The sequence below is a fragment of the Tenacibaculum discolor genome, assembly GCF_003664185.1.
Classification (GTDB): domain Bacteria; phylum Bacteroidota; class Bacteroidia; order Flavobacteriales; family Flavobacteriaceae; genus Polaribacter; species Polaribacter discolor.
This window is the reverse complement of record NZ_RCCS01000011.1, coordinates 41,657-56,955: the sequence shown is the minus strand read 5'-3', so window position 1 is coordinate 56,955 and position 15,299 is coordinate 41,657. Positions and strand designations below refer to the sequence as shown.

The following is a 15,299-nucleotide window of genomic DNA, read 5'->3' as shown; positions in this document are numbered from 1 at the left end:
AGAAACAATAGTTTTTAATGTTATTGAGCACTCCAACCCCCATCTAAAGCAAATGAGGTTCCTGTTATGGTTGAAGAACTGTCTTTTGCCAACAACAAAGCCATATCTGTAATTGTTTCCAACGAAACAAATTCTTTTACAGCTTGTTTTTTTAGCATTACTTTCTCTACAACTTCCTCTGCAGACATATTATGTGCTTTAGCTTGGTCTTTTATTTGACCTTCTACTAAAGGTGTTTTTACGTATCCTGGACAAATTGCATTACATGTTATGTTATATGGTGCTCCTTCTAAAGCCAACACTTTAGTCATACCTATTACACCATGTTTTGAAGCCACATACGCTGTTTTAAATTCGGATGCTCTTAAACCATGAACAGATGAGACATTAATTATTCTTCCAAAATTCTGATTTTTCATAAAGCTCCATGCTTTTTTGGAAGCATAGAAAGCAGCATTCATATTAATGGCGATGATATTTTCATACTTATTATTTGGAAAATCTTCTATTGGAGCAACATACTGTATTCCTGCATTGTTAACAAGTATATGCAACATTCCGAACTTCTTTATTGTTTGCTCAATTAATTTCTCAACCTCATCTGCAACGAGTAAATTTGCATTTGAAAAAGAAACTTCTACATTATACTTATCACCTACTTGTTTAGCTATGTTAGCTCCATTAGCCTCTAAACCATGAAACATAATACTATAACCTGCTTTGGCAAAACCTTCTGCAATACCTAAACCGATACCACTAGTACTACCTGTTATTAACGCTACTTTATTCATAGTTTAAAAAATTTTCGAGTACTTTATTAAATTCCTTTGGCTGATCTATAACTGTTCCGTGTCTTGAGTTTTTAATGACACTCAATTCTGCGTTAGGCATTCTTTTAACGTATTCTTCTTTAAACGAAACAGGAGTATAGTCCATATCGGAAGCTACAATTAGTGTTCTAGTTTTAATTTCTTTTAATTTATCTCCCAAGCCCCAATTCATTAGTGTAACAAATGAATTATAATACGCATCATAATCATTCTTCTTACATCGTTCTTCAAATTGATTTCTCATATCAACCTGAGCATCTTCAGGAAACATATTATATGCTATTTCTTTTGCTAAAGCGCTTAATCCTTTTGTTTTTAAAAACTCTGTTCTGTTATTCAATAGATCTTCTCCTATCTTTCCCATATTATTGAAATCTGGACCACTATTTACAATTACCAAGTTCTTTATTTTTTCAGGGCTATCGTACGCTAGTTGAAAGGCTACAGCTCCTCCCATAGAGAATCCTACAACGCTAGTTTTTTCTATTTTTAAAACATCTAACAACTGCTTAATATCCTCAGTCATAAATCTTACTCCATAATCCTTAGAAGGAATGGATGTTTTTCCATGCCCTCTAAGATCTACTACCACAACACGATATTTTTTTGAAAAGAAAGGAACTTGTGCATCCCAATCTGCCTGGGTAGAACCTAACCCATGAAGAAACAAAAGAACTTCGCCTTTCCCATATTCTTCATAATTAAGCTCTATTTTATTTACTTTTATTTTTGGCATACTCTATAGGCTTAATTGATTGGCTTTATTTTTTCTTAAACGCATTGAAATTATATTTCAACTCGAATGAAATTAACCTTCCTATTTCTGGTGAAGCAACAAACTCTCTTATACTCGCATCAAAAATATTACTAACATTAACCCCAACTGAAACGTTATCGTTTAGATTATATCCTAGGTTTGCATCTACAGTAAAGCCACCTAACGGACCATAGTTCCAAGTTCTTCCTACGCGAGCATTTTCAACAATTTCGTTTACACCATCTCCATCCAAATCTTGTGTTTTTGAGGCTACATTAATCCCTGAAAAGAAGTCATAATCTTGCACCCAACGACCAAAAAGAGCTCCGTATAGCTTCTTCCCTCCATAATGCAAGCCTAAGCTAAGTTTATTTTCTGGTGTATTAATAGGTAGTTCACTTTCTAAGACAACTCCATCCAAATTACCATCATTCCCTAGGTCATCTTTATCTAAACTTCTTCCGAAGTATGAGTAATTTAACGACGTTCTAATCGCATCAGTGAAATAATAATTCAAACCTAGATCAACCCCATAAGTATCTACATTTCCAAAATTACTATACGTTAATAAAAACGGTGAAGCACTAGCCCCTGCTGAAACCTCATCAATAGGTTGTTCCCCCATATGAGTTACGTAATTTCCATTAGCCGCATCAACTATATTACGTAACGGACTAATGAAATTTTCTGACATATTGTAGTAGGCACTAGCATCGATAAAAAACTTATCCGACAGCTTTCCATTAAATCCAAATTCAAAAGAATTAATAGTTTCTACTTCTAACTTATCTATTTTAGTACCGTCCGTTAATGTAAATCCTTCACCGTTTCCTAACACTAACCCCCCAAATAAATTCCCCTTTAAGTTTAATATTGAAGGTACAGCCATACCTCTACCATAGGTTAACCTAAACGTACCCGCATCAATAGTTTTTGTTATTGCTGCTTTTGGTAAAAAGTTGGTTCCGTATAAATCATGGTTATCCAATCTTACCCCTGCTAGAAATTTCCAACCTGAATCTAATTTATATTCAAATTGACCGTACACTCCTTTTTGGGCTATATCTATAGATCCCTCTTGATCCAACAAATAAGTCCCTTTAGAGTCAGCCATATCCAATTGATACTGCACTCCAGTTGTTAAGTAAAAATCACCCCAATTATTATTATACTGCGCCTCTGCATTAAACCTCTCTGAAGCATCTTTAAACAACGCTCCTCTTGGTATAGCTACCCCATATACAGGCACCCATTGTTCATACAATGCTCTACTCCAAGATTCTTCTTCAGAAAACCCATTTTCAATAAACGATACATAGTTTTGTGTACGTTGATTAATAGCGTAAGTATCATCCGTTTTACTCCACGTATAGTATGCATTAGCAAAGAAATTCTTAGACACATACTTCAGTTGAGCAATATCTAATGTCCAGTCTTTAATTTGGTTACGTCCTGCGTTGGTTACAGCTAAATTGGTGTTATTACTATGCCCATAATATGCTGTTATTTCAGAGCTTGTGTTAGGTCTAAAATATAGAGAAGCTCCATACTTTAAAGCATTAAAATCACGATCTAGGTTTTTCTCTCCATATGCTTTAGTTCCCACATAAACACTATCTACATACTCAAACTCTGTTCCTTGTGTACTTTCTAAATGAATTTTATATGCAAACTTATCACTTAACACCTGTGCGTGACGTAATCTTCCTGTAATTACATTTTGACTTCCTGCTCCAAATGCAATTGTTGTTCCTTCAGAAGTTCTTGGGTTTTTAGTTATTGTGCTTACTAAACCATTATGCGCATTTGGACCATATAATGTACCATTAGGACCTAATAAGATCTCAACACGCTCAACATCATCTTTGGTTACTGTTGAAAAAGAACCATAAGGCAACCCTGTAGCAATTAACATAGAAACCCTATCATCAGTCATTTGTAAGTTTTTTGAGTTAAAAGCCGAGTTAAATCCACGAATATTTATCCCTGTTCCTAAAACTCCGCTACGTACAAAGTCAACCCCTTTTTGTCTTGCTGCTAATTCTCCAATATTAAAACTTGGAAAGTCTTGAATATCTTTAGCATTAATAACACTAACTGTAGCTGGAACTTCTGTTCTTTTTTGCGGTTTTTTATTTGCAGTTAAGATGACTTCATCTAAAACACTACTTGCTTCTTTTAAAGAAACATTTAATTGTACTTTCTTCCCTTTTTCAACAGCAACTGTTTTTACTACACTTTCAAAGCCTACAAATGAAATAGACACATTATAAGTTCCTGTTTTTATATTTTCAATCGCAAATTTCCCATCAAAATCTGTATCAATTCCTTTATCTATACTTTTAATATATACTGTGGCGCCGCCTAAAGGAACTCCGTTAACATCTGTAATTACCCCTTCAATACTACCTGTACTTTGAGCTTTAACAGCCAAGGAAGTTATTAAGACTAAAAAGAAAAATAGTTTTTTCATAAGTTTAGATTGTTATTAAGTTTGTTTCTATCGCAATCTATTGGTAAATAAAGAATAAACTATTTTAAAAACAAAAACTACAAAGTGTGACTTTTTACTTTACTAAAGTTTTTTGTTTCGAAAACAAATAAAACCTCCTTTTTTAAAAGAGATTTATTCAATATGTGACTTTAGTTTAAAAAATGCTTCAGGTAAATTATCTGAGAGCTTATTTATCACCTTAAACATTAGTTGTTTTTGGTTGATTGTAGGTTGAATATTTTCTAAAGGCTTTTTTATTTCCTCTAGCAAACGACTCGAGTTTATCTTTCCTTCCATATATCTTGATAGTGAAATACTCCATGATATATTAGGAACGTAATTATTTTTCTTTTGACGTTCTTTCTCTTTTTCTATCAAGTTAAATTTTGAAGCTAATTTTAATACTTCTTCGTATTTTTCTTCTGTGACTAATACATTTATATAAGACGTAAAAAAGTGATGCCAACGATGTTTTAATACTTCATTTTTATGTTTTCTTAAAAATGTTCTTGCAGTAGCTTCTGCTTGTTTATACTTATGAAGTTCCGAAAGTACACGTACTTTATAAGAACAGTACCCTATTTTTTGATGATAGTTATGTATTTCTTTATACAAACTCTCATACTTATGAAGTAAATCGAAAGCTTCTTCTAGATTATTATTTCTTAGTAAGATAGCAACCAAGTTATTCAAATACATAAGTGTATCATTATTATTCTGTCGAATTGATAGGTATCCATAAAACTCTGCTTCTTTAAACTCATTTTGTTTAGAATGTAACAAAACCCTGCTAGCGTAATAATTAGAAAGTAAACGTCTGGAATACATTTTACCCTGACTGAAGTACCCATCAATTTGATCAAAGAGCAACTTTAACTTATCATTCTCGTTGTAATTTGTATACATAAAAGCTAGTAAAACAAAGGCTTGATAACGATTTTTACCATCAATAGACTCATCTTTAAACACCTGTAAAAGCCATTTTTCTAAATGCTTTGTTTCAATATTATTTAGTGTATACTGATTGGTAATATCTGTAGTTGCTTCATACAGTTTTTCATGTATTTCTTTTGAGGTTTTATAATTTGTTTCGTATTCTTTTAAGAAGTTTGCCACAATTTTATGGTCTTTATAACGCATTCGAACTAAGAGGTAAGATTTATACTCCTTAGCTAATGTGTATAAGCTTTGAAAATTATACTCTATTGTTTTATATGTTACTATATATTGAAGGAATTCTTTTTCTTCTTGAGATGTAATTGCATCGGTTAAAATTTTCTTTTTTAAAGACATTAACCAATCTATTGTCACATCAACATCTATGCTTGCTAACTTTTTCTGTGTCCAATTTTTTATATATGAATACTTACGTTTATCAATAGAAGTATCAAAGGCTATAGTCTTATTTTTAGATAGTGCATTTTTAACTATCAGATTACTTATTTCTTGTTTTTCTTTGCCTTTAAATTGATAAGCTGTTTGAAGATATTTCGCCTCATTCGGCAAAATTGTTTTACTAAATTCAGTAAATTTCTTAAGTTTTGTTTTCATTAATCACTTTCTACAAATTCCTGTATGAGCAAGTTAACTTTTTCAGGCTTTTCAAACTGAGCAAAGTGCCCACAATTTTCTACATACTTAACGGTAACGTTTTTAATTTTATCAACAGCTATATTTCCTACATCTTGAATAGTTAATTTCGGATGTAAATATCTATTTGGAATTAACATATCTTTATTTCCAAAAACAACTAAAGTTTTTTGAGATATTTTCTCCAAATCTTTATGTACAGGATCATCTAACATTCCGTACACGCTTTTTACAATTACTTCACAATGTGCATTAAAGTCTGACGCTTGTTTAATTCGAATACGATCTTCAATCATTTTTGAAACCTCTTTTGGTTGCTCATAAAAGTTTAGTGCATAATTTTTCGTTATCTGATCATCTGTCGTGTTTTTAATCACTTCAGCTGTATAAACACTTTTAAGAATATTTCCTTGTGCTTCTGAAAACTGCTCTAATCCTGCTGGAGCTATTAACACCAGCTTTTCAATAACCTCTGAATGCTTCAATACTAACTTCATACTTGCTTGTCCTCCCATAGAATGCCCAACTAAAATTATATTTTTAAGCCTTTTCTTTTTTATAAACTTATATATTATATCTGCAAAAAACGTAGGAGTGTAAATACCTTGAGGTTTTGAAGATTTTCCATGCCCAGGTAAATCGACTGCAATACAGGTGTACGTTTCTTTAAGAGCTTCTATATTTTTAAACCAAGCATCAGCATTACTACTTAAACCATGTAAAAAAAGTAAGGTTTTGTCTCCCTTACCTTCTTTAAGATAAGTCATTTCTATATCATCAACTTTTACGCATCGAGTTTTAAATTCATATGCTGAAAGAAGCTTTTTCATTGATTTTTTTGGGTTTTGTGCAAGCACTATAGTACTTGTTAATATGAAAATTAGTACTAAACCTAACTGTTTCATTTTTTATATTTTTATTGAATTATAATAGCGTAACAAGTCTTTTCTTGAAACTTTCCCCACACTGGTTAAAGGTATCTCATCTAAAAAGAAAATATACTTTGGGTGCTTATAAGATGCTAATGTTTTTTTTAGTTGAAATCTCACTTTTTCTACTGTAATATTTTTATTTATAACAGTAACAAAAGTAATTCCTGTTTCGCCCCATTTTTTATCTTTAACACTTAGAACTACTGCTTTTTTTACCTCATTTAAAGACTCTAAGTGCGTTTCTATTTCTTGCGGGTAAATATTTTCTCCACCCGATATATACATATCATTTTTTCTGCCCTTTACATACAAATATCCGTCTTCATCCTTATAAACATAATCTCCTGTAAACAACCATCCTTTTTTAATATTATTACTTGTTTTCACTGAGTTATTCCAATAACCTGGGGTTACAATATCACCTCGAATACACAATTCTCCAACTTCGTTTACCCCTACTTCTTTTCCTTTCTCATCAACAATTTTTGTATCTAGGTAAAAATTAGGTTTTCCGATAGAATTAGGTTTTAATGCAGCCATTTTATGATGCAATGAGGTAATACTAGGACCAGCTTCAGTTAAACCATATCCTGGTCGAATGTAAATATTCTTTTTTTGCTTCCAATATGACACTAATTCAGGTGGTACTTTTTCTCCTCCTGAAATAATATATCTTAGTTCTTGAAGTCCAACTTTTTTAAAAACAGCTGTTTTTTGCATCATTAACAACATAGTGGGAAGCGCTAAAAATAGACTCATTTTATTCAACTCTAACAAACACAACACCTTTTCTGCATCAAACTTTTCTAACATTCCTATATGTCCTCCTTTGTGCAACAGCGGTGTTACAAAAACATTCCACCCTGAAGTATGGTAAGGTGGTAATGTGTTTAGTGTAGAATCTCTAAAAGTAATTCCTAATTGCATGGAGGTATTCAAGCTATTCCAAAACAACATTTTATTAGTATACACAACACCTTTAGGATCTCCTGTTGTTCCTGACGTGTAAAATATAAAGAGTGGGCTATCTTCTTTAATTTTATATTCTCTTTTTAAAATTTTTATTGCTTCACTCTGATAAAAATATTTTACATCATTCATTAAAAGAGTAGAAGTTTTACCTAACTCCACCCCTTCAAACTTATCTGTAAAACTCTTACTATATATAAATAGACTTGGAGTACAGTCAGACACTAATCTTTGAAGTTCGTTTATGGAAAGGCGGTAATTTAAAGGCACTAAGACAACTCCCATTCGTTGACAAGCAACAAAAAGCACAATAAATGCTAAACCATGCTCTGCTAAAACAGCAACTCTATCTCCTTCTTCTAACCCCATTTTTGTAAACTTGACAACTAACTTATCTGCATATGTATCTAAGCTACTATATGTATAACTTTCATTAGTGTCATACGATGTCAGCGCTATCTTGTTAGGTGTATAATCTGCCCATTTAGCTATCCAGTTTAACATATTTAAGAGTTTTTTTCAAATCCAATTTATAAAAAATAAAACCAACAATAAGTGATGCTACTATGCCAAAAGCTGCAGATACCCCTGGATTATTCACTGGTTCTTGCATGTAAGGAGTGATTCTTCCATAGTAAATACCAAAATGTACCACAATAGCAGTTATACTTGCTATAAAGACAGATCTTGTTGACACGTCTTTCAAAAAAGTCCCAAACAAAACAGGTACAAAGGCTGCTGCAAAATAAGCGTACACTCCATTTTGGGCAAAAATAGCTACACTTACATCTGGACTTTTAATTTGCTGCCAACTCAATAAAAAACTTACAACTCCTAAGAGAATAATTACAATCTTGTTTATTGTTATTGTATTGTTGCTAATTTGATCTTTAAATATTGGTTTTAGTATATCTGATGTAATTGTTATTGACAACGATTGTATTAGACTCTCCAAAGTAGAAAGTCCTGCAGAAATAAGTCCCACAACTATAATTAAACCTACTCCAACAGAAAACTTACTCACAACATACGTTGGTATAATTTCATCCATTTTTATTGGCCTCCCATCAACAGTTAAATCAGGGAAACTAATTCTCGCATATAGACCTACAATTACTACTAAAAAAAATACAACCATAAAAACAATTCCACTAAATAAGTATTTATTAACTTTTGAAGCATCTTTAAGTAAAAGTGATTTAGTTATGATATGAGGCTGACAAACAATTGCTACTCCAATAATTATTTGTGCTACTATAATTTCAAAATAATCACGAAATAGGAAACTCTTTGGGTTGGCTGTTTTGGTTAGGTTTGGATCTATACTAGATAATTTATCCATAAACCCTCCTATTCCTTCATCAAAAAAATGATATCCCGAACCTATTAAAATCAGAGCTACTATAAACATAATAATAGCCTGAATTGTATTCGTATATACCATAGAGTTGGCTCCTCCAAACATCATATACCCAAAAACAAATATTGTGATTGCCATTAACACATAAAAAGGATCAGTATTTAAAGCTTTTGAAATAACTTGTGTAAGCCCTACATTAATCAACACAATAAACGTAATTAACAACAGCGCTATAATTCCGAAGAAAAAAGCATAACTTTTACTATCATACCGCTTTCCTATCCATTGAGCCATGGTAGTTGCTTTTACCGTACTACCATACTTTGCAAATCCTTTTGTAAAAACAATTAACGAAATAAATGCTGCTATTGGCAGAACGATTGCAAAAGAAATTACTCCTGAAATACCATATAATGCAATAAACCCAGGATTGATAATAAAGGTGGCAGCACTCGTCATAGAAGCCGCTAATGACAACCCTACAACCCAAGATGGAAATCCTAAATTACCAACAGCATAATCTTTTATGTTCGTGTTTTTTCGTGCTCCTCTTATTACAAAATATAAAATTACAGCAGCATACACCGCCAACAAAACATACATGTAAGTCACTAACCTTTCTGATGCTATCATAAATTATAAGATCTGTTTAAAAACAAATAAAAAAACTTTAAACTAGTAATGTTGATAAATTTAACTTTATTCAAGTGAGACTTTTAGTTAAAAAATAACTTTAACATTTAATTTTTATTTAAAAACAAGTAAATAAGATAGTGAGACTATTAAAAGTAAACATTTTAAACACAAAACTTTTCTAGCTAAATAAATACAATATTAAAAAAGGCTTCTTTATTTTTACACTATGCAATTTCCTGAGAAACTACAACAAAAAATTTCACAACGAGTAGCACAAAACTCTCTAAGAAAACTTGGTAAAGAAAACTCGTTTATCGATTTTTCTTCAAACGATTACTTAGGGTTTGCTAAATCTGAAGTTATTTTTAATAAAACACATCAATTTTTAGTTGATAATAATAGTAAAGTTAATGGCGCAACGGGTTCTCGCCTACTTTCAGGAAATCATAAACTCTATACTGAAGTTGAAAAACAACTAGCAAAACTTCATAATTCTGAAAAAGCTTTAGTTTTTAATTCTGGTTACGACGCCAACATCGGTTTTTTTGCTTCAGTACCTCAACGCGGTGACATTATTTTATATGATGAGTTTATTCACGCATCCATACGAGACGGCATACAACTATCCAATGCGAAATCGTTTAAGTTCAAACATAATGATCTAATTCATCTTGATGAGATGCTGAAACGAGTTCAACATAACGACTCAGATATATACGTAGTAACCGAATCTGTTTTTTCTATGGACGGAGATTCTCCCGATTTAGTAACGATGTCACAGATAGTTAATACACATGTTAATGTACATTTAATTGTTGATGAAGCTCATGCCTTAGGCGTTTTTGGCTTTGGATTAATTCAAAAACTACAATTAGAGAATGTCGTTTTCGCTCGAATTATCACTTTCGGAAAAGGTTTAGGATGTCATGGAGCAGCTATTTTAGGAAGTGAACAATTACAACAATATCTTGTAAATTTTGCCCGTAGCTTTATTTATACTACTGGCTTGTCTCCTCATGCTTTAGCTACCATAAAGATTGCTTACGAAGAATTAGCTTTTAGTAACTCCCTAGAGAAACTACAAGAAAACATTCAACATTTCATTTCTGAATCAAACAGATTACAGTTAAACTTTATTGAGAGTACTTCAGCAATTCATTGTTGCGTTATTTCAGGAAATGAACGTGTTAAAAACATTGCCTTACAATTACAAAAAAGTGGTTTTGAAGTAAAACCCATTTTATCGCCTACCGTTCCTTTAAATCAAGAACGTTTACGTTTTTGTTTACACGCATATAATTCTAAAGAAGAAATTACCGATGTTTTAGAGAAGCTTGCTACTTTTGTTTAAAAAATTAAAATGCAAGATAATTACACCATTTTGGCAGTTTTCGAATACTCAACCGAAGCACAAGTAGCAAAGGCTAAATTAGATTCGGAAGATATTAGAACTATGTTAATGGATGAAAAAACAATAGATTCTGACCCATTGATTAGTCAAGCTATTGGTGGAGTAAAATTACTGGTACACAACAATGATTTAGAAAAAGCTGCTACTATTTATAATGAAATAAGAGAGTACACAAAGGATGAAAACGGAAATAACATTCATTGTCCTAAATGTAATTCAACAAAAATATTAGTTGCCGATTTACAACGTAAAAATATCTTTTTTATGCTCTTTCCTTTTTTTGAAAGCAAAAAATTAATCTGCAACGATTGTAAAACAATTTTCAAATGAAAAAAAAATATTTTATCACAGGAATTTCAACAGAAGTAGGCAAAACAGTAGCTTCTGCCATCATAACCGAAGCTCTAGAAGCTGATTATTGGAAACCTATTCAGTCGGGAGATTTAGAATATTCTGACACTCATAAAGTTGAAAAACTCATTTCAAATTCAAAAACTGTTTTTCACCCAAACTCATATGCTTTAAAAACACCAATGAGTCCACATGCTTCTGCAGAAATTGACGGAATTACCATTGAAATTGATAACATAAAAGAACCTTCAACAAAAAATCATTTAGTTATTGAAGGTGCGGGTGGACTATTAGTTCCTTTGAATGATAAAAACACCTTGTTAGATGTTATAAAACCAGACTATAAAGTTATCGTGGTTTCTCGTCATTATTTAGGAAGTATTAATCACACCTTACTAACTGTTAACTTACTTAAAGAAAAAGGCTTTGAAGTTGCTTTGGTTTTTTCTGGAAGCGAACACAAAACCACCGAAGATATTATCAAAAAAATGACTAAGGTCCCTGTAATTGGACGTATTGAAGAAGAACCTTATTTTGATAAAAATGTGATTAAAGAATACGCTGAACTATTTAAAGATAAGCTATAAATGAAACCTGCTACTGCAAAACATCTTTGGTCTTTCCCTCTAATCTTTGGTTTTTTGGGAGCTATCATAGGATTGATTTTGCGGTATGCATTTACAGGTAGTATTACCAACTTTCCGTTTAAGTTTGTGCTACACTCCCATTCTCATATTATGTTATTGGGTTTTATTTTCAATGCTTTAATTGTACTGCTTTTTACACGATTTACTAATGGAATTGATAAAATTTCTTACCGACTCTATCTTGCATTACAAATTTGTGTAGCTACCTTGTTAGTTGGTTTTATCATTCAAGGATATGCTTTGGTTACCATTATTTTTTCTACCCTACACTTATGGATTAGCTATTGGTTGCTACTACGATTATGGAAACGTTTGCAGGGTAAAGAATCAGATTTAACATTAATTAAAACAGGAGTTGTTTTTCATTTTATTTCATCAATTGGTCCTTATGCTTTAGGTCCGCTAATGGCTATGAAAATGCAAACTTCTCCTTGGTATCAACAAGCTATCTTTTTTTATTTACACTTCCAGTATTTTGGTTCATTCTTTCTTTGGATGCTTGTAGTACTCTTTCAAACAACAACAATTAAGCTTTCAAAAAATCAAATCACCTTAATTATTACCTCTCTAGTATTATTATATACTCATTCATTAAAATACAACTTCAACTATTTAGCTATTCAAATAGCAGGAGGCATTGGTGCAGGAATTTTAATCATAACAATTTTCAAACTTAAAAGTTCATTTTTACAGCAAAAACTACAATACCGATTGTTTTTTGGCATTTTATTATTGGTTGGTATTTTAAACTGTTTCGGTAGCATTCCTTATTTTTCAAATTTGGTAATATCTAACAGGTTTATGCTTATAGCTTGGTTACATCTCCTTTTTTTAGGAATGTACCTACCTTTTATTTGGATAGAATTAGGTCAGAGTATTCATAAAACCGTCTGGATTTTTTATACCTTTTTTATACTCACTTCAGAACTTTTTTTAGTTTTTCCAGCATTTTTATCTGAGTTATTTTCAACCTCAATTATGTGGCTATTGTTTATTGCCTATTTCGGAGTAGTTTTATGTATTTCTATTGTACATTTGACAGCTCTTTTTCAAAAGAACAAAACGTATGAACTTACAAGAACGCGATAAAAAACATTTGTGGCACCCGCTAAAACAACACCAAACACACCCTGATAGTTTAGGAATTATAAAAGCAAAAGGATGTATACTAACCGACGAGCATGGTAATGAATATATCGATGCTATTTCCTCTTGGTACACCTGCATGTTTGGGCACTGTAACGATTTCATCACCAGTCGTGTTTACCAACAAATGCAAACCTTAGATCAGATTATGTTTAGCGATTTTACCCATGAACCTGCGGTAAAATTATCAGAAGAATTGATCAAAATTCTTCCTGAGAATCAAAATAGAATCTTTTTTAATGATAATGGGTCTACTGCTGTAGAGGCGGGAATTAAAATGGCTTTGCAATACTATTTTAATAAGGGAGAAAAACGCAACACTTTTATTGCTTTTGAAGATGGATTTCATGGCGATACATTTGGAGCCATGTCTGTTTCTGGGTTATCTGTGTATAATGGTCCTTTTGAAGATTTCTTAATGGATATTCAGCGTATTCCTGTTCCGAATGGAGAAAACAATGAGGCTATTGCACAAAAATTACAACAGATTATTTCAGAACACAATGTTGCTGGATTCATTTACGAACCTTTAGTTCAAGGAGCTGCTGGAATGAAAATTCATAAGGCCGAAGATCTAAACAAAATCTTGGAGGTTTGCAAAAGCAATAATATTCTTACCATCGCAGATGAAGTAATGACTGGCTTTGGAAAAACAGGTAACAATTTTGCTTCTGATGAAATTGCTACAAAACCAGATATTATATGTTTAAGTAAAGCACTGACAGCTGGTTTAGTTCCTATGTCAATTACTTCTTGTACTGAAGAAATTTACACTGCTTTTTTAGACAATGATATTTCCAAAGGTTTTTTTCATTGTCATACTTATTCTGCGAATCCAATAGCTTGTAGTGCTGCACTAGCGAGTATTGAGCTTTTGAAAGCTCAAGAAATCCAGGACAATATTCAGTTTATTGAAAAGTCTAATAAAACTTTTGCAAAAAAAATAGAAAGTCATCCAAAAGTAAATTCAACAAGAGTCAAAGGAGTTATTTTAGCTATTGATTTAAACACCAATTCTGGTCGTTATGGAACGTTGCGTAACCAGCTTTTAAAATCTTTTATGAATGAAGGAGTTTTTTTACGACCATTAGGAAACACCGTTTACATTCAACCTCCCTATGTTATCACAAAGGAACAACTTAACAAAATATATACAACTATAGAAAAGGTTCTAGATAGCCTCTAGAACTTTTTCCTTTTCTAATAAGTTAATTTCTTCTTGAGTTTCTTTAATGTGAACGTATAAATCTTCATAAATCCATTCACCATCCACTTTAATACCTCTAACAATTAAAGTACCTTCTCCTTTATCACCTCTTATCGGAATAGAAAAATCTACATTTCCATCGTCGTTAGTAAGAGAAATATTTCCAGAGGGAATTCCATATTGTTCAATCGGTTCTCCTAAATTCTCAATAACCAATTTATTTTTAGATGCTTGTTCAATAGCATATTCAACAGGGGTTGAATTTGTCATTATTTTTGACACTCCAAAAAATGCCGCTCCTACACCTAAAACAATTAATAAAATAAACCCTAAACATCCTGTTAATGGTATAAACCACAGCCAGTTTCTTCCAAACCAACTTTTTTGTCTTTGTTCGCTCATAACACTTCTTTTTTTATTATTAGATAATTTTTATTTAAACTCATCGCTTTTAAAAAAAATCCACCCCCTATAATGAAAAGTATAACTCCACCGATTCCAAATGCAAACTCATAACTTTCACTAAATAATCCACAGAAATAATTTAAATATTGATTAACGAATCCATCCAGGAAAAAACCTGTACTAGAAACACCTAACACTATTACACTAATTATTAGAGAATTAACAAATTGAATGTTACTTTTCCAGTTTACTACTCCAACTACAAAAATTAAACATAATATAAAACCAAAAGTCCAAAATACTCTATTAGCGAAGAATTGACCAGTTGTTTCTGGGTATGTTAAAACTTCAAACTTATCCCAATTTCCAATAGCTAAAACGTCGTATTTTGCTCCCTGAGTTGCTAAATAAATTCTTTGTAACCCATTTATAACAAAAAATAGGGCTATCAATTCTAGTAATATTAGTTTTATTTTGATTCTTTTAATCATAGTTAAATTTTCATCCAAGATAAATATTTTTATTTTCTTTAGAATACTTGATTTTACCTTTATTTTTGCTGAA

The 15,299-nt window shown here is 31.7% G+C and carries 14 protein-coding genes; 5 read left to right on the top strand and 9 right to left on the bottom strand.

Features of this window, described 5'->3' with window-relative positions; genetic code table 11:
* Positions 1-20: 20 nt before the first annotated feature.
* The 7 genes from C8N27_RS15080 to C8N27_RS15050 form a co-directional block, all read right to left on the bottom strand.
* On the bottom strand, positions 21-791 hold the full coding sequence (locus C8N27_RS15080) for a 3-hydroxybutyrate dehydrogenase (RefSeq protein WP_121148572.1): 771 nt from the start codon (positions 789-791) through the stop codon (positions 21-23).
* Complete coding sequence (locus tag C8N27_RS15075) at positions 784-1,566, bottom strand: alpha/beta fold hydrolase (protein WP_121148570.1); 783 nt, start codon at positions 1,564-1,566, stop codon at positions 784-786. The genes C8N27_RS15080 and C8N27_RS15075 overlap by 8 nt, the downstream gene beginning before the upstream one ends.
* Before the next feature lie 25 nt (positions 1,567-1,591).
* A complete protein-coding gene (locus C8N27_RS15070; RefSeq protein ID WP_121148568.1) occupies positions 1,592-4,060 on the bottom strand; it encodes a TonB-dependent receptor in 2,469 nt (822 codons plus the stop codon).
* Between the two features lie 153 nt (positions 4,061-4,213).
* Positions 4,214-5,632, bottom strand: a complete 1,419-nt coding sequence (locus C8N27_RS15065) for a hypothetical protein (RefSeq protein ID WP_121148566.1) — start codon at positions 5,630-5,632, stop codon at positions 4,214-4,216.
* Positions 5,632-6,576: an alpha/beta fold hydrolase gene (locus C8N27_RS15060; protein ID WP_121148564.1), complete on the bottom strand. Its 945-nt coding sequence runs from the start codon at positions 6,574-6,576 to the stop codon at positions 5,632-5,634. The genes C8N27_RS15065 and C8N27_RS15060 overlap by 1 nt, the downstream gene beginning before the upstream one ends.
* A gap of 3 nt (positions 6,577-6,579) precedes the next feature.
* The gene (locus tag C8N27_RS15055; RefSeq protein ID WP_121148562.1) at positions 6,580-8,076 is read right to left on the bottom strand and encodes a class I adenylate-forming enzyme family protein; all 1,497 of its coding nucleotides are present in this window, start codon (positions 8,074-8,076) and stop codon (positions 6,580-6,582) included.
* Complete coding sequence (locus C8N27_RS15050) at positions 8,057-9,565, bottom strand: sodium/pantothenate symporter (protein ID WP_121148560.1); 1,509 nt, start codon at positions 9,563-9,565, stop codon at positions 8,057-8,059. The genes C8N27_RS15055 and C8N27_RS15050 overlap by 20 nt, the downstream gene beginning before the upstream one ends.
* A 229-nt stretch (positions 9,566-9,794) precedes the next feature.
* Here C8N27_RS15050 and C8N27_RS15045 point away from each other — a divergent pair, with 229 nt between their 5' ends.
* From C8N27_RS15045 to bioA, 5 genes are read left to right on the top strand one after another with little or no spacing between them, the layout of a single operon-like run.
* Positions 9,795-10,919: an aminotransferase class I/II-fold pyridoxal phosphate-dependent enzyme gene (locus C8N27_RS15045; RefSeq protein WP_121148558.1), complete on the top strand. Its 1,125-nt coding sequence runs from the start codon at positions 9,795-9,797 to the stop codon at positions 10,917-10,919.
* A 9-nt stretch (positions 10,920-10,928) separates the two neighbouring features.
* Entirely contained in the window at positions 10,929-11,309 is a 381-nt protein-coding gene (locus C8N27_RS15040) for a putative signal transducing protein (protein WP_121148556.1), read from the top strand.
* On the top strand, positions 11,306-11,917 hold the full coding sequence (bioD, locus tag C8N27_RS15035) for a dethiobiotin synthase (RefSeq protein WP_121148554.1): 612 nt from the start codon (positions 11,306-11,308) through the stop codon (positions 11,915-11,917). Before C8N27_RS15040 ends, bioD begins: the two co-directional genes overlap by 4 nt.
* Positions 11,918-13,066 (top strand): hypothetical protein, encoded by a 1,149-nt coding sequence (locus C8N27_RS15030; protein WP_121148552.1) that lies wholly within the window; start codon positions 11,918-11,920, stop codon positions 13,064-13,066. It begins immediately after the preceding gene.
* Positions 13,044-14,309: an adenosylmethionine--8-amino-7-oxononanoate transaminase gene (gene bioA / locus C8N27_RS15025; protein WP_121148550.1), complete on the top strand. Its 1,266-nt coding sequence runs from the start codon at positions 13,044-13,046 to the stop codon at positions 14,307-14,309. The genes C8N27_RS15030 and bioA overlap by 23 nt, the downstream gene beginning before the upstream one ends.
* Here the strand turns inward: bioA and C8N27_RS15020 are convergent.
* Together C8N27_RS15020 and C8N27_RS15015 are read right to left on the bottom strand one after the other, a co-directional pair.
* Positions 14,295-14,732, bottom strand: a complete 438-nt coding sequence (locus C8N27_RS15020; RefSeq protein ID WP_121148548.1) for a cytochrome c oxidase assembly factor Coa1 family protein — start codon at positions 14,730-14,732, stop codon at positions 14,295-14,297. The two genes, bioA and C8N27_RS15020, sit on opposite strands and share 15 nt — an antisense overlap.
* Positions 14,729-15,244 carry a hypothetical protein gene (locus tag C8N27_RS15015; protein ID WP_147431751.1) on the bottom strand — a complete coding sequence of 172 codons (516 nt, stop codon included), beginning with the start codon at positions 15,242-15,244 and terminating at the stop codon, positions 14,729-14,731. Before C8N27_RS15015 ends, C8N27_RS15020 begins: the two co-directional genes overlap by 4 nt.
* Positions 15,245-15,299: the final 55 nt, after the last annotated feature.